This is a genomic window from Acinetobacter sp. 148 (assembly GCF_031196675.1).
Lineage (GTDB): Bacteria > Pseudomonadota > Gammaproteobacteria > Pseudomonadales > Moraxellaceae > Acinetobacter > Acinetobacter baumannii.
Genome location: NZ_JAVIMT010000090.1, coordinates 128,833 through 148,762, shown reverse-complemented (window position 1 = coordinate 148,762; position 19,930 = coordinate 128,833). Strand labels below are relative to the sequence as shown.

Here is a 19,930-nt window from a genome sequence, read left to right as displayed (position 1 = left end):
TCTTTTATTGACTGGGATTAATGGAATCATTATTCAAAGGCGAGTGTTCTGCCTGAATAATTGTGTTTTTTTCCGAAGAAACACGGTTTGGTTTATTTGTATTTTGAGATGCATAAAAATTATCCCAAATAATACGTGGGTCAAAACTTAAAGATGCAAACATGGTTAAAACCACAACCGCACCAAAAGCAATTGAACCCGGTCCCGCTAAAATAGTTGCAAGTGATTGAATTTGAATAAGAGCGGTAAGTAAGGCTACCACAAACACATCAATCATGGACCAGCGCCCTACAAATTCAACAATGCGGTAGAGTTTAATGCATTGCTCCGGTGCAAACTTCCACGCCGCGGATGACTGTATATATACAACCAACAACAGGAAATACAAAATAAGAAGCTTTAGCATCGGAATAAAAATACTCGCCATAAAAATGACCACCGACACCAAATAGTCTCCACTTTGCCAAAAGTAAATTACTCCACTCATGATGGTATCTTGCTGACGGCCCAAAAGAGAGTCAGTTACGGTCATAGGAAGGACATTTGCAGGAATATAGAGAATGGTCGCAGCCACCACTAAAGCGAAGGTACGGTTTAAACTTCCCGGCTTACGCTCGTGCAAAACGCTATGGCATCTAACACAGCGGAGAATTTGGTTTTTATGAGCCTCAGCTTTATTTACTTTTGAAGAATTCAATAAGCCACAGCAATGACACAATATCAGTGAAAGATCTTTGGCTCTTGGATATTGTTTTAAAATCATATTGGTATTTGTGATTTTTTCAGGAGTCACATTTTTTATTTTTGCCATGGCTGTGACCTATCAATTTCATTCCATATATCACTCACCTTTACGGAAGTAATATAAACCATTAATAGGCTCAAGACCGCAAATGCCCATAGAGCAATTTCCGGAATAACAAGAACCATGCCCATTAGCTTTACAAGCGTGACCAGAATTCCAATCAGGAACACCTCAACCATTCCCCACACTCTCATAAAATAAAGTGTTCGCAAGGCACCGACTAAAAATTGGGGGCGTTTCTTTAATATACTGACCGTACCGAGTACATAGCCCAGCAATAACAAATACGTAAGTGGCACAATGAATGTAGTAATTAAAATAAGAACACCGACAAATGCCCGATCGTAATGAAACATTACCCACACGGCGCCCAGTAAAGTGGTTTCGGATATGTTGCCTTGCAGTTCAATTTTGACAATGGGAAAGCTATTGGCAATAACAAATACAATGAGGGCCGTTAAAATTAGAGCTAACAATGTAGTAAAAGGCTTGGTATGCCGATAAAGCTCTGCACCACAGCAGACACAATAAGCTCTTTTTCCGTAAGCAAGCGGGACTCTACGATAGACGGTATCGCACTCCTCACATCCTGCTAATTCTTTAAGCTTCATAGTTATACTCTAAGATTTATCGTTTTACTCTGCTAATAATTGCTTACTATAACGCTTGCCTAAAATAGTATTTATAAGCAATGTGCCAAACTAATCTCATTTCTTCAAGAAAAAATTAGTGACTGTATCAATGAATTATTTTATTAAATAAAAGAAAAAGAACTAAAAGCCCCTTTTCTCAAAGGAGCTTTTAACACGTTTAAAATTAAATGGATATTGTATTTGAATAAAATTAGGCGCTCTTCAACGCAAAAATATTCCAATGCAACTTCACACCCAATACGCCTAATAAAATTAAACCTGCACCTAAAACTTGAGTACTCGTCAACACATGATCAAAGAAGAAATAATCAATCACTATGGTCGATATTGGATAAATAAAAGATAAGATCGCAATATTATTTAAAGGTATTTTCTTAATTGCCGAATACATTAAATAGTAGAGAAATGCGGTATGCAAAACTCCCAATCCGACCACAAACAGCCATTGTTGACCGATCGGCGGGTTTTCAAAAACCGAAATAAAAGGAGCCATGACAATCGCCCCGCTCAGAGTTTGTATAAATACAATTAATAAAGGCGGTGTATTACTTAATTTTTTAGTGATTAATACCGATATTGAATAAAGTGTTGTGGCAATAAGAACCAGCCCCAAGCCGACTAACTCATTAGAGTTCACCGAAGCACTGCCTAAGCCTATAATCACGATTAGCCCTATAAAAGCAACGATGGTCCATAGCACATCATTTTTATTGAGCTTTTCGTGAAAGACCAAAGCCCCTAAAAATAAAATGACAAACGGGTTCACGTGATAAACAATCGTCGCTAAAGAAATAGAAGTTTTAGGAAAAGCGGCAAACAATAGAACCCAGTTAAAAATAATTAGAAGGCCCGAAGTCACCATTAAAAACAGTTCTTTTTTACCGAAGTATACTTTTCTAAAATGACCATAGAAGTAACAAATCGGTAATAAACATAGCGCTGAAATAAGGCAACGGAAAAATACAATATTAACGGGTGATTGACCTGACTTAATCACAAATAGACCAATACTCCCTGAAAGCAGCATGGCTACGACCATTTCAAGCGTGCCGACTTTTCTTTTTAAATGATGATCATCCACGAATTTCTCCAAAAATTTATATTGTTAAGTCTTCATCTATTTTTATTTCAGATTTTATAAACTCACTCTTTCTTAGTATTTGGTGAGTTTTCAGTCTAAATAACTTGTCCTTTTTAAAATCTAGAACAATAAAATAAAAGATTAATCATGTTAATTTTTAATTAAGAAATCATTATTTCAAAATAAAAAGATAGTTAATTCATTCTAAAATACTGATTCTTTAGCTCAATAAATTTAGTTAACCCTCACTAAAAAGTAATCTAACAACTTGGTTTGTTCTTCAACGCTATCTGAAGTCAAAAGTCCTAAAATTGCCCCATCTATCATAAATATAAAAATTTCCGCTTCGGCATATGAAACGGCTTTTTTAGTTTCCATAAGCAGGCAGAAAATTTCATTTTTAATCCATCGTCTATAGCGTCTTGCCGTTTGGTAAGCTGTAGGATAACTCGTTTTAATTTCAAAAATTGCTTTAAACAACAGATAATAAGCGCTCTTTAAATTGGCATGTAAGTGATAGATTTGCCTGAGTTTATGAGCGAAAGTTGAATAGTGAGTCGTTTCTATCTCCACTCTTACTTTTTCCATTAATGTGTCTTTTTGAAGTAGAAGGCACATTTCAATCAGACGTTCTTTTGAATGAAAGTAGTTATAAAAAGTAGCTTTGGAAATTTTAGTTTCACTAATAATTCGGTCTACCCCAACCTTATGAAACCCGTATTGTTTAAATAAATCCGATGCTATGTGGAGCACGTGTAATGCTCTAAATGAAGTGATTAAATTTTTCATGTATACCGCTTAAAATAATTTTTTGTTGTATGTAAAAAGAGATAAAAATGCCGTCACTCTTAAAATGAGTGCTAAATACAGGCATGCGAAAACCGCACAAAATGGTGTGCTCGCTTATCTCGGGTTTATTGTTGCTATGATTTTGAGTCGTAACGATTCTTAAGGCGTAGAAAACCTACGGTCTAGTGAGCCGTTTTAATGACTGTTTAGGCGGTATAAATAGAGAGAATTTGGCAAAGGCCAATAAATAAGAAATAGTACGCATGTGCGGACTCCTTTTGATTTAAAAGAGTCTTACCAATTACTGTCAAATAATGGTGGCAAGACTAGAAGGGTTGACAGACTGGTACAAAAGGAAACCAGCGCACGCAAGCGTGCCCCTCCTAGCCTCACCATAAAGGCGTGACTTAGGAGTACGCACAAAACGAAATAATACGTTGTTGTGCGCCTTTTGTACCAGCTCTGTCAAAAGCTGACTGGTAATGTGACCAGCAGGCAAAGGATAGTGCTCTGCCCTATTACAGTCAAGCACACAAAATGACATTTGTTTTAAAATAGATCATTAAAAAGTAAGGATAAATAATTAAAATTTATTGTTCATTTGGGGTTTATAAAACACTGACATAAGACGAAATGGCTATTATTTCTTCTTTAAGGATTTCAAATAAATTGATTCAAATTTTATAAAATAATCAAAATTCAATTAATTACATAGATATTAATTTCATAAATAATAAATTAATAAAAGCTCATTACTGGAGATGTAAATATGTAAGTATATTCCATCCCATTTATATGAATATATTTATTTATCTGCAGATTTCTTCTTCAAGTGGTTTACGAGTATATGGTATAAATTCTTTTTTTATTGCTCCAAATAATTGAAAATTTTGCTTAGCCATATTTAAGCTAATACCATTTGCTCCTCCCATGTAATCAGGATCTTCATTCTGAACATTGTCATCTTCCCAAAAACAAACTGCACAGATTTCAAAAGAACCATAGGGTAAGTCATCAAATGTAAGATAACCACAGCATGGACATGCGTAAGACAATATTTTCTCCTATCTTTGTCTATATCAATAAATTATACCATCAGTAGGTTTAAGCATATTTTATGGATAACTCATGAATGTGGACTTTATTTTTAACATTTAAGACTAAAACTTTTATAGTTATTATTGGTAAGAGTTTCTTATTATTTAACTCTAATATGAATAATATATTTTGATAACAATTTAATTCATTTATACAAGGATAATTATGACTTTAAATATAGTAACGCTCTCTACTCAAAGGCTTACCCTAAAACCATTTACTGCAAATGATGCAGATGAAACTTATAACTGTATTACCCCTACGCTCACACGCTATATGGCTTGGGATCCTCAACCAAGGCATGAATTCGATCAAACTTGGAGTAATTGGCTAAAGAACTTTGCTCTTGGCACTGAAATTATTTTTGTTATTAGAGCGACATCTTCTCAAGTATTTATAGGCCTTGTTGGTCTACATCGTATGCAAACCAGTAACCCAGAGTTAGGCATATAGATACGCGAAGACTATCACCATCATGGCTATGGTAGAGAAGCTGTAACAGCAGTAGCAAAATGGGCAATTGACTTTGTTAAGCCGGACTTTTTTGTTTATCCCGTCGCAGAAGAAAACTACCCAAGTCGCAAAATTGCTGAATCTTTAGGGGGCAAAGTAGTTTCAAAGTTTACTGGCCCCAAATACGAACTTGTAACCTATGAAATTCCTGTTAGCTTTTAATTCTATAAAAATCATATTAATCAAATGGCTATTGGCTTCATAAAAGATACAACTTGCAAAATAACAGCTATGGCAATATTTTGGAGCAATTACTCTAAAATGAGATCTAATAATGAAAAATATAAGAATTGGTTCATATCAATGGATGCAAGCTACAAATGGTCAGCTCAGCTTCAAAGAAAAAATTAAATTAATTCAAAAAATTATGATGCCTAGTATCCTGAGTTCTATAAAAATAAATTATTATCGATTTCAAACTGGTAACGATTTTGATATAGGGCAAATTGTAGTACCAGATACTCAAATGATTAAAATTGCCCTTGAGGAACTAGAATCAAAAGCGAGTATATCTATTTACAATCATTCATGGCGAACATACTTCTGGGGAGCCGCCCTAGGTAATTTACAAAACCGGCAGTTTGACCCTGAGTCACTCTTATTAGCTTCACTTTTTCATGATATTGGTCTAACTGAGCAACATATACATAGTAAAGGCTGTCAATGTTTTACATATGAAAGCGCTAAACAATTTGAGCAAAAGGCGAAAGAATATAACTTTGATGACAAGAAAAGCGAAGTGATTAAAGATGCTATATGTCTACACATGAATGGATATATAGAGGATTCTGATCCACCTGAAGTTATTCTATTACAGCAAGGTGCTTCTTGTGATGTAATTAGTGACAACCAATATAAGCTCCCCTTATCTTTTAGAAATGAAATTTTAGAAAAATATCCTAGAAATCAATTTAATAAAGAATTTATTAAACTTATTAATTTAGAGAGAAAAAATGTTCCGAGTTCGCGAACAGACTTATTATATGACCTTGGATTACCCCTCATGATTAAATCAAATTTATATAATGAATAAGTTTAATTAAACATATTAGTCATAAAACAACTTTTCTATCATGACGAGAAATTTCAATTAACAACTGTTTTATATTCCTTAGCATGAGTATGCCTTAATATATGCAAAAGATATAAATTAAAGGCACCCGCTCTAATGAATGATTCAGTTAAGTGGTTAGAAATTCTAAATAAAATTACTGGTATTGCTCAAACAGGCTTACATTATTCAAAAGATGTTTATGATAAAGAACGTTATGAGCAACTTTTAGGGCATATTGAACATCTATTAGAACTAAAAGAAATTAATACAGAAAATTTTATTAATAATGTTCTTCAAGATGTGGGTTATGCGACTCCCAAACTAGATGTTAGAGCAGTTGTGTTTAAAGAAAATAAATTGTTATTAGCAAAAGAAATTGGCGATGGACGCTGGTCTGTTCCCGGTGGTTGGGCTGATGTAGGCTACTCAGCATCGGAAAATGCAGAAAAAGAAGTTTTAGAAGAGACAGGATTGCGGGTTAAAGCCATTAAATTATTAGCCTTAACTGATAGAACCAAGCACCCTCATCCTCCAATGTTTTTACATGTGTATAAGGCATTTTTCTGGTGCGAAATTATTGATGGCGAGCTTACCCCAAGTATTGAAACACCAGAAGTTGGCTTCTTTAGTAGAGATGAATTACCCCCGATTTCTACAGCACGTGTAACTGAAGAACAGATTCAACAATTTTTTGATTATTTAGAGTCAATCCCTGAAGCAACGAAGTTTGATTAATGAAAACCTGATATAAGGCAAGTTCAGTTTTTGTATATGAAAAGTAAAAAAACTTGGCCTTTTAAGCTCAAAAAGTAGCGCTTAACTTTTATGCTAATCTAATGTCTTTTATCAATTTTTATATGATTTTCTTACTCCATAATTCAGTTTTACCACTAAGTAAACTTATGTAACTTTATCCATACAATTTCTCCACAATTTAAAACTCTAACATAAACAAATAATTAGTTCTCTTTTGCTATCTTATTGATCATTAAGAGAACACCTCTTAATTCCCTTTTCTTGAGTAACTCATCGTTATTCTGTCTCTTTATTCTGCAATTTTTTAATTCAGTATTTAAAACCGTATATTTTCACTTTAAATACTGAGATTCAATTCTTAGGCTAGATATGCGCACATCTGAAAAACAAGTAAAACCTATTGAGATTGATGATATCAATATCATCGAGAACGAAAAAACCAAAAAAGCGATTACTGCAGCTGCATTAGGTAATGCAATTGAATGGTTTGATTTCGGAGTTTATGGTTATGTGGCATACGTTCTCGGTAAAGTATTTTTCCCAGATGCTTCACCAAGCGTGCAAATGATTGCCGCGCTTGCTACATTTTCAGTACCTTTTATTTTCCGTCCATTAGGTGGTCTTTTCTTTGGACATTTAGGTGACAAATACGGACGTCAAAAAGTTCTGGCCATTACTGTCATTATTATGTCCATCAGTACCTTTGGTATTGGCCTTATTCCATCTTATGAAACAATCGGTTTATGGGCACCTATTCTTTTACTCATCGTAAAAATTGTACAAGGCTTCTCCATTGGTGGTGAATACTCAGGTGCTGCGATTTTTGTAGCTGAATATTCTCCAGACCGAAAACGTGGCTTTATGGGAAGCTGGCTTGATTTTGGATCGATAGCCGGCTTTGTACTTGGGGCTGCAACTGTCGCCTTGATCACACACGCCGTGGGTGAGGCACGTTTTGCCGAGTGGGGTTGGCGTATTCCATTCTTTCTCGCTCTACCACTGGGCATAATCGGTTTATATTTACGAAACCGCCTTGAAGAAACCCCTGTATATCAACAGCATTCAGAGCAACAAGCACAAAAAAGCAAACCTCAAAAATTTAGTTTCAAAGAAATTTTTGTTAAACATAAGCGTAGTTTATTGGTGTGCATTGGCCTCGTAATCAGCACTAACGTTACTTACTACATGTTGCTAACTTATTTACCAAGCTATTTTTCGCATAACTTAGGCTATTCAGAAGCACATGGTGCACTTATTATCATTGCGGTTATGGTTGGCATGTTATTTGTACAACCTGTGATTGGTTATTTGAGTGATAAGTTCGGACGTCGCCCATTTATTTTTATTGGAAGCTTTTCTCTTATTTTCTTGTCCTATCCTGCCTTTGTATTACTTAACTCTGGAGTAAATTATCAAATTTTTATAGGCTTACTTATTCTTGCTTTATCTCTCAATATGTCTATCGGAGTGATGGCATCAACTTTACCTGCCCTATTTCCAACTGAAATCCGTTATAGCGCTTTAGGTATTGCCTTTAATTTCTCAGTGGTTATTGCTGGTTTAACCCCAACTCTTACCGCAACTCTAGTTGAAACTACCCATAATCTGATGGTTCCAGCTTATTACTTGATGATTTGCGGGGTGGTAGGTATTGCTACTGCAATGTATTTAAAGGAAACAGCCAATAAGCCTTTAATCGGGGGCGTGCCTATTGCTCACAATATAGAGGAAGCACAAGAGTTACTTGAAGAGTTTCATGAAACTATTGAACAGAAAATTGAAAATATTGATCAGAAAATTCAGGAGCTTCAACAAAAACGTCAAAAACTTGCTGATAAACACCCTGATATAGCATGAGTAAAGCAACGTTTTTTATAAGAGTAGCGACTTAAATGTCGCTATTCTTTTAATATATTTTTCATTCAATTTGATAGTAAAAAAGAATTAACTTAGTAAATCTATTATTAGGAATAATATTTAATAAATAAAAAAGCCAATTCTTTCGAATTAGCTTAATTACAGCAGACCAGCTTTAGTTGAAAATTGCTTCTTGGTTTTATTGTTCGCAACAATCTTCATTCGTTTTTGTTATAGGTCTAACTTAGCTTTCCATTGTGACAATTCAATTAAAAAAACGCCTCAGCCTACCCCAAAACAAACTTAATACATATATAAGTTATTTTAGAGAACTCCATCACAATTTTGATGGGTGCTTATGATAAACAGCTACACAGCAAAAGGTTTAAATCTATTATGCTTGAGTTATCTAATTGTTAAGTATGTATGATGGAACAGCAAACTTTATTACAAGAACTGAACTCACTCATTGAATACTATTCAAAAAGAACCGATTGCCCGCCTAGTCGAATACGCATCGGCTATAGAGCTTATGCAAAACTCATGCAGTGCCCGCCTTTTGCCGATGAAGTAATAAACTCGGCGCTAGATCCAAATAAGCGGAAATATAAAAAGATAAAAATTAAAATTACCAAAGATGATGATCAGTTAGAAATTGAATAGTTTGGTTAAAGATAAAAGCCCATGAACTGAGCTTTTTATCTTCTATATAAAACAGCTTTTAAAACTCGACTTGTACCGTGACCGTATCTTGATAAGTTCCCGCTGGTACTGTATCTGCGTTTTCATCAACAATTTTTGTAGTAAACACATAGTTCTGCTGAGTTACCCCGTTATGTACCCCCGGGTTAATCGTTGCATTTAAACTCGACCAACGCTCGTTACCGCTTCCCCATCTGTCATTCGATGAGTTCTTGAAAATATCGTATTTTAAATATGTATTTCCCGTTTGTGACTTCATAGCTCGCTGGTTGCCGTTTTGCGGGGAAAGTCCATTATTTAAACTCACATAATATGGTGTATTTACAGAGCAACGTATTCCCATAGACGACTGAACAGGTTCAAGCTTGGAAGCAAACGCCGCCGTACCAAAGTTTACGTCTTGAGCTAAAATTCGGCAGTCTGGAAGTACGGTAATTGAGAGTGAACCAAGCGAGTCTGCCCCACTTCCCCAGTTAAAACCAATACCCAATGCACCGCGTCTAAACCCAGGACTCTCAAAGAACACCCCGATTCCCACAATCGCGACTGCGGGCACAGAATAGAACCATTTTACTTTTAACGGTGAGTCGGCTTGATAAACACCCGGCGATACACTTTGCCCAGCCGGAAGCCGTATGTAGAAAGGTAAATTGCCATCAGGCCCACTAAAAAGATTGACCAGCGTAAAGCTACTCATGTCTTTTTCTTGACCTAAGCTAATGATTTCATTGTTACTGTCTAAAATAATGGCGTTAAGTTTTTCTCCGGTCTGAGCATTGGTAAATGAATTTGACATTTGCTCAACCCGATATTTTAAATAGGTCATGTTCGCCAAAGCCAAGCTAAAACCCGTACATGACAAACCCGAATTAAACTGTGATGAGTTTTCACCGTTTTCCATTAAGTAAATAGACGGGACCGAAATAGAGGATGTACCTGAAGCGCTCACGCTACATGCAGCATGAGCCAAATTTCCCGTCAACATCAGTCCAGAAAACATACATAAATGTCTGAGTAATTTTTTTGTTTTTATATTCATGGCAAAGATACCTCGTGACAAGTAACAGGTTTAACCACCACAATCTGCTGCTTGGCTTGTTCTACATCTACAGAAAAATCTGCTTTACAAATACTTTGGTCCGAACGCTGAACCGTTACGGTGTTATTCGGTTTTAAATTTTCTAAATAGACAATGCCATCCATTCCCACATAAGAAGACTCTTGATCAGCTCTATGTACTACAGCCCCTACCGGCACAGGTTTGCCATCTGCCTGAGTCAAATAGACATTGGCAGAAATAGACTGATGAACAGGGAACTTAATCACAACGCCCGAACCGCGTTTAGCCGCTATCCGTTGTTCAACTTGTGTGATTGTAAAGTTTGAAGGTAAGTCAATTGGGTCTACGCTGTATTTACCCGAATAGTAAGGCGTGACCGATGGCACAAAAATATGGCCTTTTTTATTACTGCGGCCAATTAAACTGTTTTCATATCTGACCAGAACATCAGGTACTTGGTTTGTATCGATCAATGCAAAAGACTCACCTAATCGGTTTGAGGCAAATAAATCTCCTGCCATATAAATGAGAGATCCGGATAGGCCAAACCAGTAGTTATAGTCATGGTTTCCAGACAGACCAAAGTCAGTATTAATATAACTGTTGCGGTAATTGACGCGTGCCTGATTTAAATCTTCACTATTTTCATTAAAGCGACGGGTTAAATCGACACCAAAACCACCTTCAGACGGAACAGAGCGGTTGAAGTTAACATAGCCAGTATCGCCCTGCTTATTAAATGCATAACCTGAGTTAACAGTCGCGTTTCGCTGAAACAGAGGTATCGAAAGCTGAAATGCAGCACTCCATTCTTTTTCGATGAAATCACGGTTGGCACTTAATGAAACAGTCACGCCATTCATATAAGTCGGTAAAACAGGCGCCCAAGACAAGTTTAAGAAGCGATTTTTAAAGTCATTCGCCTTGGTATTGATATAACCAACGCCAAAAGTTCCTGAGTTTTTGGTCGCAAAATAAGTATTGGCCGTTAAGCTTTTATTGCTATTTACTGAAATTAAATTGCTATATTGCAGCCGTGAAAGGTCAGTATATTCATCATCACGTTGGTTATGGTTAATGCTAAAACCAAACCGATTACGGTTATAGCTGTATCCAACTGTATATTGATTACCTTCCAAGTCTTTCGTTCGATCTTCAGACATAGATTTGTCGGCTTTACTTTGGCTAAAAGAGGCACTCAGCACACCTAAATTTGCAAGCTTGAGTACAGACCCAGCACCCAATAACTGTAAATCTGAAGAAAGCTCGGTGCGTCCTTCTACAGTCAGCCAGTCATTTACCCCATAACGGGCATCGGCTGCACTTGCAAATTTTCCATAAGAAAAATTCTTAAGTCCGTAGTCTTCACGGATTTTTCCTAAAGACAATGAGTAATCAAATAAGCCGGGCTTGAGCAAAGTATTAGAAATATAAAATGGGACCGCTGTTGTGACTTGACGCCCGACTGCATCGGTCGTGACCACAACGGCTTCCCCTTTACCGTTAATAAAAGGAACATTATTTAAAATAAACGGTCCAGACTGTACTTCTGTTGAGCTGGTCTTTTGCCCATTAATAATTAAATCGACCGTACTTGGCAACGCAGCTTGCCCAATAAATTGTGGCAATGGATAGGTAATTAAATCTGGTCGGGTTGAATAGTTTCTCTGTACCTGAAAACCGCCTAGTCGAACAGAACTTCCCCACGTCGTTTTACTACCGGTAATAATGTCACCCAGTAAAAAAGATGTAGCATTCTTTTGGTTATCAAACTGCCAAGATGTGTCATAACGACGATAGCCATCATTATCTACAGACTCGGCGTTACCTTTATTTTTGTATTGGTTTTTGACATAGACACCAGAGTTTTTAATGACCCCTAACGGAGAGAAAAAACGCTGCTCAGTAAATAAACTACTGGTTGAACCGCCTTGATAGGGTCTATATGTATAAAAATCATAGTTATTGAGCAGCCCTATACCAGACTGAGCAACTTCCGGCTTATACCATGAGTCTTTACCCAAAACTTGAGTGGGCATCCAAGCGGGCGGAAAATTGAGCTTAAAGTATTGGTTCGAAGATTGATATTCATAACTTACATCTTTTAATTTATCTAAAGATATCCAATCACTCGCGTCACCACTAAACCCCAAGGTCAAAACATCTTGATTCGATAAAGATGTGTCAGTGTTTGTTAATAACTCTTGAGGGATCTTAATTTCTAATTCATCAATCAGCTTCTTTCTTTGTATGAAGTACTCATCATTTTTCACAATAACGGGCACAATTTGCTGGACCGAATATTGGTTCACAACCAAATCTAGGTACAGTTTAAAAAGTTGATTAATTTCATTAATGTCTTTTGGTGGTGGAGGCAAATCGCCTGCAAACACAGTATTTGGAATATTTAAACATCCACCCGACAATAAAATCAGCAAAATACTTTTGCATAAATTATTATGCCGAAGGATCATGATGGATCCTCCATTTTGGTGATTTCGATCAATTCTTGTTTAATACCAGAACTGTCCACACCATAAATTTTAGAGGTTTTTGACAACTCATGTGCCGTCGACTGATCAATAGCGAACTTTACAGTGCTATTTGATAAAACATAGCCAAAAGCAGCCTTTCCTAAAGAGATATCATTACCTGTTTTTGAAGTTTTCAGTGCCGAAAGACGCGCAAACTTCTGACCATTATTTTTAAGATATAGCTCAGACTGGCCTTGTTGATTGTTGCGAACTGACCACTGTAAAACCGGTTTTGCTAAAGCATTTTTTGCATTAAGTTTTTGACTTTCTTCGGTTAATCCACTGCCAATTCCTTTCCCATAAGCAAACAATGGAATTGAGTAACGCATTTGGAAACTTACTTTAGAAGCATCTTGCTCATTGCCATCAGAAAGTCGAATCGGTAACTCATCTACAATCAGACGATATGACTGCTCTTTCCCATCTGGCAAATTGGCGCTTTTGGTTAAGCGAAGCATATGCTTCTCGCCTGCTTTAATTTTGGCTACAGGCGGGCTTGGTATAATTTCTGATTGCTCACTATAGTTATCTTTTAAGCCATCTTGATTCCATTTAAATACCCGAATTTGCACCATCGCATCGGTCTTACCCGTATTTTGAAGCCAAACCGCAGTTGCCTTTTCATTGGGTTCAATTTTTGGATAAATCGGCCAAATTAGAAAAGTTGCTTGTGCCATCACAGGTGTAACAAGTGATAATGTACTTGCAAATAAAAAAGATTTTAAAATGCTATTTTTAATAAATGCAGAATTGTTCATACAAATCACCATGTAATCATTATTGAAACAGTATCTTTATAAATTCCGGCCGCATGGGGTTCATTATTATTTTCTAAATCAACGACACCATATATTTCAAAATTTGCTAGACGGTTTGTAGGTGTTGTAGCAGGCAATAAATATTTATTACCTACAATATATTCATTGGATAAACTGCTAGAGTTATACAGTTTGTAAGATAAATAATTAGTGGATGAACCATTCTTCATACGTCTTGTATTATTTTGAAGGTTTTCACCACCATCTATAGAAATACTTACAGGTAAACTTTCCGTACAACGGATATTCCAAGAACCTTTGCTATTAATAATATTAGTCACTACTTTATTTTTTGATAAAGCAGAGTATTTACCAAAATCCATGTTTTGCTCAATATTATCTATTGAACAGCCATTTTCAATTTTAGCTTGTACTTTAAAACTTGAATTGAGCTGAGGATCTGCTGCATATATAAATTGACTAATAGATAGCAAAAATATTGCTTTAAAATATAAGTATTTCATTTTTCTTAAAACTCAATCGTAATTGGTACTATATCTTTATATTCACCCTTAGATATACGACCACCATCATGGGTTGCTTGACCAAAAATATCGATATTCTTTTTATTATTCATATCATTAAGAATAAAAGCTTCATTTGCTTTAATGACTTGTTTATTTAAACCATAGAGCAAGTTATAAGCAATAAAATCTCTACCATTACTTAAAGCATGATAATAATTTTGTGAAAATGAAGATGGAATATTACTATCATTATTTCCTGCTCCAAATATTATTTTTACAGTTGAAATACCTGCACACTCGATCTGAAAACCTGAATTACCATTATTAACTAAACTAGCTTCTAAAATCCCTTTAAAAGCTGTGGTAGCTTCACCAAAATCTATAGTTCCAAAATTTAAATTTGCTGCATTATTTTCTACAACATTATTATTAACAGAACAAGAAGGCAATAATTCAATTTGACTAGTTAATTTAGCTCCGATTTCACCCGCATTTACTAAAGAAATTATAAAATAAGAAATTATAAATGCCGAACCACGATTGAATATCATCTTCCCTCCATTTAAAACAGGTCTACTCATATTTGAGCAAACCTGCTACTCAATTAATTATTTCTTTTTTATATTTAGAAATTTACAGTGACTAATAGAGTATCTTTATAATCGCCTTGCGCTTTTGGTGTACCTGTATTTGGAGCAATTGCACCGAAAATTGGTACGGCAGTAGCTTGGCCACTTACTGTAGTGAACTGTTGTGGTTGGTTTACAACATAAAGGTTTGTACGTGCAGCATCGCGATAAACGTTATATGCAACTACATCAGCAGAAGCAGTATTTTTTAAAGTACGGTCTGTACGTTCACCACCGTCAATTGCGACTGTAAAATCAACAGGATCTGTTCCATCACAAGTCACAGAAATATTGCCACCTGTTGCTGCTGAAGCAACTTCAGCAGTTAACACGTTGTTCCAAGTACCGGAAGTTTTACCAAAATCTAAAGTACCAAACTTGTTCATATTTCCTTCAGTTTGACTACCACCTACAGTACAGCCTGTTGAGATATTTAATTTAACGTCAACCTGTCCAGTAACAGCTGCTTGAGTATTTACCGCATAACCAGCAACTATTAATGCTGCAAGAAGTGATTTCTGAATGTTTTTCATATTCATAACCTACATATATAATGATTAGATTTGTAGAACAAAATGAATCAAACTCGACAAATAAAATATGGCTAATCTGTTTTATATATAAAACAAACTACCTTTTACTATTGTGTGATTCTCTTCACAATTTAATAACAATTATTTAACTTGTATACACATATTACAAAAAGACTATGTTGAGTTATTTAAAATCAATTTTTTTAATCTTACAAAAACTCCCAATTAAATACCCACCCCTACTTTATTAAAATGGCTAAAAATTAGAAAAAGAAATTATCTTTTTAACGATCATATTTTTTAAATAATTATTCAAATACAATTATTTATACACACAACAAAAACAAGTATTATTTGTTTTTATTAAAATAGGTAACATGACCTATTTTAACCCTACCTAAAGAAATAAAAATAAGTCATTTGACCCATTTTTTAACCATTAATTAGGTCGAATGACCTAGATTAAAAAAATATAGGTCGTTCGACCTAATTTTAGTTTAATAGAATTTAAATATTTTATTTATATTTTTTTAATTTCATGGTTTAGAATGCCTTTTTTTAAATAGTACTTACAGGCTGGATAATGATCAAAATTGATACCTTTGATACTATGCAAATAAAGAAGTCCTTTACCACTCTAAAAGGGCAAGAAAGAATAAAGCAGATCTTAAGAAATGCTGAAATAGTTTTTCTTACTAAAGGTTATTCCGGATTTAGTATGAGAGGAGTTGCAACTCAATCAAATATTAGTTTAAGTACTTTGCAACATTATTTTCAAAATAAAGATATTTTATTAAAAGCTTTACTTAATAAATTAATTTGTGACTATATACAGCGTATTGAAATTTTAATTAATTTGAATGCAAATGAACCACCTTTAATTCGGTTTATGAATATTATCACTAATATAATTTATGAAATAGAGCAACCGATCATTACAAATGCATTTAAAGAGTTTTTCTCTATTTCAGATCACTTACCCTATGTATATGAAGCTTTGTCAATCATACAAAAGTATAACCTCGAACTTATATATAAAATCATCCTTCCTATTCATAATAAAATATCTTCAGAAGAATATAAAGAAAGAGCCATTATTATAATCACTCAACTTAATGGATATTTAGTTCAGCATTCGAACAAAAATACAGATGAAAGTTATAAAGAATTTTTAAGAAGTATACTGTTAAAAAATATACTAAGATTAGTCAGTGAACCATAAATTTTAAAACATAGGAGCCAGTTCTCCTATGTTTTTAATATATGGTGGTGTTGTACTCAATTATTATATTACTGAGCGAAAGCTTTAATTTCACTTCGAATCAAAATATGTCGAGATGGAAAGTAAAAGCGATAAGCCAATTCGTAAGAGTCAAATAGAGCTAACTGAGATTGATGAGTTGCCCAATAATAAGCTGTCATTCCCTTTTCTTTCCTCACATTTAAATAGTAAGGAACAGCAAAGTTGTTCGAAACAATCATAAAACTCATAGTATTTGATCTAGCTATTTAGTGGTTTTGGACAAAGTCAGCTTTAATTGAATCTAGCGAACGTAATATGGGCGCCAACATAGACTCCGCAATTCGCATGGCTTCTGACTCAGACTTGTGTTGAATAGCTTGAACAAGTTCACTATGTATTTGCTGGTTTGGGTCAGGTAAATTTTTATTAGTCACTAGCTCTAAGGTGTATTGATAGCTTGAGTTTAAGAAATACTCATAAGTTGCCTGTAAAGCTTTATTATGAGTCGCCTTGGCAATTGCCAAATGTAGTTTCTTATCACTTAACATGAAGTTAGTAACATCTTGTTGATTTGTTGCTGCTCTATGTTCTAAACACGCTATAACATCGCGCATATCTTCAGGTGTGCTATGTCTAGCAGCTAATTTAGCAATTTCGATTTCTAATAAACATCTTACTTCTACGTGTTCATATAAATCAGAATGATGAATTGAATTAATCACAATCGAAAAGTCATTTTTCGTGCGTACAAAAGTACCCAGCCCTTGTTTGACTTCTAAAACACCTAAATATTCTAAAATTTTAATTGCTTCTCGAATGGTATTTCGGCCCACACCCAAACCTTGAACAAGCTCAGGTTCAGTCGGAATTTTCTCATCTACTTTCCAAATATCATTTTTAATATTCTGACGTATGACATGAATCACTTCATCGACCAGTGATCTTTTTTGAATTTGCTCAATCATTAAAATTGGTACTAGTAAGCTTAAACATACGGTGATACTATCATCCCATGTTTAATTGTTCAATTTCTCTTTCATGCATTTTTAAAGGTCGAGCTCATGGAATTAAGTCAGACAATTTCAAATCTTATTTTTGAAATTCAAAAGCTTACTCAAGCAGTCGAAAAAATTTCTAAAACCCAAGAAATTTCTGTAGATGTCTTAGATGAGGCGATTGCCTTTAGATGGGAAAGAGAAAATAACAAAGGTTCGCTCGTCGCGATCCGTAAACCTCAACTCATTTCTTTTAATCATCTTTGCAATATCGACAGCCAACTCAACAAAGTAAAACTAAATACTGAAGCCTTTGCAAAAGGCTTGTTGGCAAACAATGTACTCATGACAGGCTCACGTGGTACAGGCAAGTCGTCTATTGTAAAAGCCTGTTTAAATGAATATCACCACTTAGGCCTTCGGGTGATTGAACTTGAGAAAAAGTATTTAGAAGATTTGCCTAAAATTATTAACTTACTGCAAGACCGTACTGAGCGTTTTATCATCTTTTGTGATGACTTGGCCTTTGAAGCAGGCGACTCAAGTTACGCAACTTTAAAAACTGTATTAGATGGTTCACTGGCCTCTAGTTCAGACAATACACTCATTTATGCGACATCAAATCGAAAGCATATGGTGGCCGAATACAACAAAGATAATACAGAGCTAAATGTCGGGGAAAATGGCGAATTACGCCCAGGCGATAGCATTGAACAAAAGATTTCTTTAGCGGACAGATTTGGTTTACAAATTAATTTCTATGGCTTTAGCCAACAAGAGTATTTAAAAACTGTTCAATACTGGCTAAATGAATACAAATGGCAGCAACGCGAAACTTGGGAAACGATTCAGTTAAAAGCTATTCAATATGCAACTCAGCAAGGCAACCGTTCAGGAAGAATTGCCAATCAATTTGCCAAAATGATTGTGGGCCAAGAAATGCTAAGTGCAGCAGATTTAACGGTTTAAGTTGTTGGCTATAAAATGCCCCATAAAAAAAGCCCTTACGGGCTTTTTTTAATTAAGCAATAAATTTCAACATAAGCTGAATCACAGTTGCATTAATCAAGTCGACAAAGAATGCACCACAAAGCGGAACAATTAAGAATGCTTTATGCGATGGGCCATACATATTGGTAATCGCCTGCATATTTGCAACGGCGGTTGGTGTAGCCCCCATACCGAAACCACAGTGACCTGCTGCCAATACTGCCGCATCGTAATTTTTCCCCATTACACGGAAAGTCACAAATGCTGCATATAAAGCCATAGTCAGTGTTTGAGCACCTAAAATAACCACAAGTGGACCTGCTAAGTCAGCAAGTTGCCAAAGCTTTAACGAAAGCAATGCCATTGCTAAATAAAGAGATAAAGACGCATTACCAAAAACGTCAATCGCGCGGTCAAAAATATCAACCTTCAACACGCTTTCTAAAATATTTCTTAAGATTACACCGCCACCAAGCGCCCAAACGAAAGTTGGTAACTCAAACCAAGTTCCCTTACTGAAGCCAGTCATAAATTCAGCAAATGCTAAACAGGCTGCAAACATACCAAGCGTGGTAATTGCATTGTCGGCAGTAATTAAACGAACTTGATGCGGGTTTTCAAACGGTGCAAGATCATCTGAATTTTGTTCAACATGCGTGTCACGCTGCTGAATTTCAGCATTGGTTTTTGCTTGAGCAAGGCTATAACGATTAATAAGCAATTTGGCTAAAGGACCACCAATGACACCACCAATAATCAAGCCAAACGTAGCACTTGCCATACCTAACGCTAAAGCACCCTGAATACCATGCTGGCTTTCTAAAATTTCACCCCAAGCACCGGCTGTACCATGACCACCGGTTAAAGTAATTGAACCTGCAATCAAACCAATAAGCGGGTCTAGACCCAATAAGGTTGCAAGGCTCATACCGACAGCATTTTGAACAACAATAAATGAGGCTACACAAATTAAGAAGATGACTAAAGCAGTACCACCCTCTTTAAGCTTCATAAAATTGGCACTTAAACCAATTGAAGCAAAGAACACGAGCATAAAGCTGGTTTGTAATTCACTGCTAAAAACAATACTGTATCCCCAGAAAGTGTGGACAAGTAAAGAAACTACCGCAGCGACCAAACCACCTGCTACTGGTTCAGGGATATTATAACGTTTTAAAAAATCAATCCGATTGACAAGAAAGCGACCTAACAATAGAACGATGACCGCCGAAATTAGTGTATAAAAACCATTAAAAACAAATTCCATATATACTACTTTCTGAATACATTCCTAACGGATTGTAAAATAATTATATTTTATTTTTTAATATGTAAAAAAAACATAAATAAACT

The 19,930-nt window shown here is 35.3% G+C and carries 20 protein-coding genes and 1 pseudogene; 7 read left to right on the top strand and 14 right to left on the bottom strand.

From position 1 onward, the window contains the following. Positions 1-4 precede the first annotated feature (4 nt). The 5 genes from RFX69_RS18310 to RFX69_RS18290 all read right to left on the bottom strand — a co-directional run bounded on the left by RFX69_RS18310 (position 5) and on the right by RFX69_RS18290 (position 4,383). Positions 5-811, bottom strand: a complete 807-nt coding sequence (locus RFX69_RS18310; protein WP_001062695.1) for a paraquat-inducible protein A — start codon at positions 809-811, stop codon at positions 5-7. Beyond that, the gene (locus tag RFX69_RS18305) at positions 799-1,416 is read right to left on the bottom strand and encodes a paraquat-inducible protein A (protein WP_000768111.1); all 618 of its coding nucleotides are present in this window, start codon (positions 1,414-1,416) and stop codon (positions 799-801) included. The genes RFX69_RS18310 and RFX69_RS18305 overlap by 13 nt, the downstream gene beginning before the upstream one ends. A gap of 232 nt (positions 1,417-1,648) precedes the next feature. Next, on the bottom strand, positions 1,649-2,539 hold the full coding sequence (locus RFX69_RS18300; protein ID WP_289332367.1) for a DMT family transporter: 891 nt from the start codon (positions 2,537-2,539) through the stop codon (positions 1,649-1,651). Between the two features lie 234 nt (positions 2,540-2,773). Further along, positions 2,774-3,328: a TetR/AcrR family transcriptional regulator gene (locus RFX69_RS18295; protein WP_289332366.1), complete on the bottom strand. Its 555-nt coding sequence runs from the start codon at positions 3,326-3,328 to the stop codon at positions 2,774-2,776. Between the two features lie 809 nt (positions 3,329-4,137). After that, entirely contained in the window at positions 4,138-4,383 is a 246-nt protein-coding gene (locus tag RFX69_RS18290; protein WP_043041626.1) for a CPCC family cysteine-rich protein, read from the bottom strand. A 208-nt stretch (positions 4,384-4,591) separates the two neighbouring features. On the opposite strand from RFX69_RS18290, the pseudogene RFX69_RS18285 reads away from it, so the two are divergent. From RFX69_RS18285 to RFX69_RS18265, 5 genes and pseudogenes are all read left to right on the top strand, one after another. Next, positions 4,592-5,101 (top strand): annotated as a pseudogene (locus RFX69_RS18285) (GNAT family N-acetyltransferase). Between the two features lie 112 nt (positions 5,102-5,213). Next, positions 5,214-5,972, top strand: coding sequence for an HD domain-containing protein (locus RFX69_RS18280; protein ID WP_002132138.1), 759 nt, complete (start codon positions 5,214-5,216; stop codon positions 5,970-5,972). A gap of 135 nt (positions 5,973-6,107) precedes the next feature. Next, positions 6,108-6,728, top strand: coding sequence for an NUDIX hydrolase (locus RFX69_RS18275; protein ID WP_001000111.1), 621 nt, complete (start codon positions 6,108-6,110; stop codon positions 6,726-6,728). A gap of 390 nt (positions 6,729-7,118) precedes the next feature. Then, entirely contained in the window at positions 7,119-8,606 is a 1,488-nt protein-coding gene (gene proP, locus RFX69_RS18270) for a glycine betaine/L-proline transporter ProP (RefSeq protein ID WP_001260521.1), read from the top strand. 429 nt (positions 8,607-9,035) lie between these two features. Further along, positions 9,036-9,269, top strand: coding sequence for a hypothetical protein (locus tag RFX69_RS18265; RefSeq protein WP_000437833.1), 234 nt, complete (start codon positions 9,036-9,038; stop codon positions 9,267-9,269). 58 nt (positions 9,270-9,327) lie between these two features. Here the strand turns inward: RFX69_RS18265 and csuE are convergent, their stop codons facing one another. The 6 genes from csuE to csuAB all read right to left on the bottom strand — a co-directional run bounded on the left by csuE (position 9,328) and on the right by csuAB (position 15,349). Further along, complete coding sequence (gene csuE, locus RFX69_RS18260) at positions 9,328-10,347, bottom strand: Csu fimbrial tip adhesin CsuE (protein ID WP_289332365.1); 1,020 nt, start codon at positions 10,345-10,347, stop codon at positions 9,328-9,330. Continuing rightward, complete coding sequence (csuD, locus tag RFX69_RS18255) at positions 10,344-12,842, bottom strand: Csu fimbrial usher CsuD (protein ID WP_289332364.1); 2,499 nt, start codon at positions 12,840-12,842, stop codon at positions 10,344-10,346. The genes csuE and csuD overlap by 4 nt, the downstream gene beginning before the upstream one ends. After that, positions 12,839-13,672 (bottom strand): Csu fimbrial biogenesis chaperone CsuC, encoded by an 834-nt coding sequence (csuC, locus tag RFX69_RS18250; protein WP_272294918.1) that lies wholly within the window; start codon positions 13,670-13,672, stop codon positions 12,839-12,841. Before csuC ends, csuD begins: the two co-directional genes overlap by 4 nt. Beyond that, positions 13,666-14,184, bottom strand: coding sequence for a Csu fimbrial biogenesis protein CsuB (gene csuB, locus RFX69_RS18245; protein ID WP_000876473.1), 519 nt, complete (start codon positions 14,182-14,184; stop codon positions 13,666-13,668). Before csuB ends, csuC begins: the two co-directional genes overlap by 7 nt. 5 nt (positions 14,185-14,189) lie before the next feature. Beyond that, positions 14,190-14,738, bottom strand: a complete 549-nt coding sequence (csuA, locus tag RFX69_RS18240; protein ID WP_289332384.1) for a Csu fimbrial biogenesis protein CsuA — start codon at positions 14,736-14,738, stop codon at positions 14,190-14,192. A 74-nt stretch (positions 14,739-14,812) separates the two neighbouring features. Next, on the bottom strand, positions 14,813-15,349 hold the full coding sequence (gene csuAB, locus RFX69_RS18235; RefSeq protein WP_000790104.1) for a Csu fimbrial major subunit CsuAB: 537 nt from the start codon (positions 15,347-15,349) through the stop codon (positions 14,813-14,815). Between the two features lie 583 nt (positions 15,350-15,932). On the opposite strand from csuAB, the gene RFX69_RS18230 reads away from it, so the two are divergent. After that, on the top strand, positions 15,933-16,571 hold the full coding sequence (locus RFX69_RS18230; RefSeq protein WP_000590088.1) for a TetR/AcrR family transcriptional regulator: 639 nt from the start codon (positions 15,933-15,935) through the stop codon (positions 16,569-16,571). 68 nt (positions 16,572-16,639) lie between these two features. Here the strand turns inward: RFX69_RS18230 and RFX69_RS18225 are convergent, their stop codons facing one another. Beyond that, positions 16,640-16,831, bottom strand: coding sequence for a hypothetical protein (locus RFX69_RS18225; protein WP_000637306.1), 192 nt, complete (start codon positions 16,829-16,831; stop codon positions 16,640-16,642). A 27-nt stretch (positions 16,832-16,858) separates the two neighbouring features. Then, a complete protein-coding gene (locus tag RFX69_RS18220; protein ID WP_272402920.1) occupies positions 16,859-17,557 on the bottom strand; it encodes a FadR/GntR family transcriptional regulator in 699 nt (232 codons plus the stop codon). Between the two features lie 96 nt (positions 17,558-17,653). On the opposite strand from RFX69_RS18220, the gene RFX69_RS18215 reads away from it, so the two are divergent. Next, positions 17,654-18,556, top strand: coding sequence for an ATP-binding protein (locus RFX69_RS18215; protein WP_000423647.1), 903 nt, complete (start codon positions 17,654-17,656; stop codon positions 18,554-18,556). A gap of 52 nt (positions 18,557-18,608) precedes the next feature. Here RFX69_RS18215 and gltS read toward each other — a convergent pair whose 3' ends face one another. Then, positions 18,609-19,844 carry a sodium/glutamate symporter gene (gltS, locus tag RFX69_RS18210; RefSeq protein WP_000397471.1) on the bottom strand — a complete coding sequence of 412 codons (1,236 nt, stop codon included), beginning with the start codon at positions 19,842-19,844 and terminating at the stop codon, positions 18,609-18,611. Positions 19,845-19,930 lie beyond the last annotated feature (86 nt).

Coding starts and splice junctions, on each gene's coding strand:
- RFX69_RS18230 (WP_000590088.1), top strand. CDS start 15,933: ATGATCAAAATTGATACCTTTGATACTATGCAAATAAAGAAGTCCTTT.
- csuC (WP_272294918.1), bottom strand. CDS start 13,672: ATGGTGATTTGTATGAACAATTCTGCATTTATTAAAAATAGCATTTTA.
- csuA (WP_289332384.1), bottom strand. CDS start 14,738: ATGATATTCAATCGTGGTTCGGCATTTATAATTTCTTATTTTATAATT.
- RFX69_RS18220 (WP_272402920.1), bottom strand. CDS start 17,557: ATGATTGAGCAAATTCAAAAAAGATCACTGGTCGATGAAGTGATTCAT.
- RFX69_RS18225 (WP_000637306.1), bottom strand. CDS start 16,831: ATGATTGTTTCGAACAACTTTGCTGTTCCTTACTATTTAAATGTGAGG.
- csuAB (WP_000790104.1), bottom strand. CDS start 15,349: ATGAAAAACATTCAGAAATCACTTCTTGCAGCATTAATAGTTGCTGGT.
- csuD (WP_289332364.1), bottom strand. CDS start 12,842: ATGATCCTTCGGCATAATAATTTATGCAAAAGTATTTTGCTGATTTTA.
- RFX69_RS18275 (WP_001000111.1), top strand. CDS start 6,108: ATGAATGATTCAGTTAAGTGGTTAGAAATTCTAAATAAAATTACTGGT.
- csuE (WP_289332365.1), bottom strand. CDS start 10,347: ATGAATATAAAAACAAAAAAATTACTCAGACATTTATGTATGTTTTCT.
- gltS (WP_000397471.1), bottom strand. CDS start 19,844: ATGGAATTTGTTTTTAATGGTTTTTATACACTAATTTCGGCGGTCATC.
- csuB (WP_000876473.1), bottom strand. CDS start 14,184: ATGAAATACTTATATTTTAAAGCAATATTTTTGCTATCTATTAGTCAA.
- RFX69_RS18310 (WP_001062695.1), bottom strand. CDS start 811: ATGGCAAAAATAAAAAATGTGACTCCTGAAAAAATCACAAATACCAAT.
- RFX69_RS18265 (WP_000437833.1), top strand. CDS start 9,036: ATGGAACAGCAAACTTTATTACAAGAACTGAACTCACTCATTGAATAC.
- RFX69_RS18280 (WP_002132138.1), top strand. CDS start 5,214: ATGAAAAATATAAGAATTGGTTCATATCAATGGATGCAAGCTACAAAT.
- RFX69_RS18305 (WP_000768111.1), bottom strand. CDS start 1,416: ATGAAGCTTAAAGAATTAGCAGGATGTGAGGAGTGCGATACCGTCTAT.
- RFX69_RS18295 (WP_289332366.1), bottom strand. CDS start 3,328: ATGAAAAATTTAATCACTTCATTTAGAGCATTACACGTGCTCCACATA.
- RFX69_RS18215 (WP_000423647.1), top strand. CDS start 17,654: ATGGAATTAAGTCAGACAATTTCAAATCTTATTTTTGAAATTCAAAAG.
- proP (WP_001260521.1), top strand. CDS start 7,119: ATGCGCACATCTGAAAAACAAGTAAAACCTATTGAGATTGATGATATC.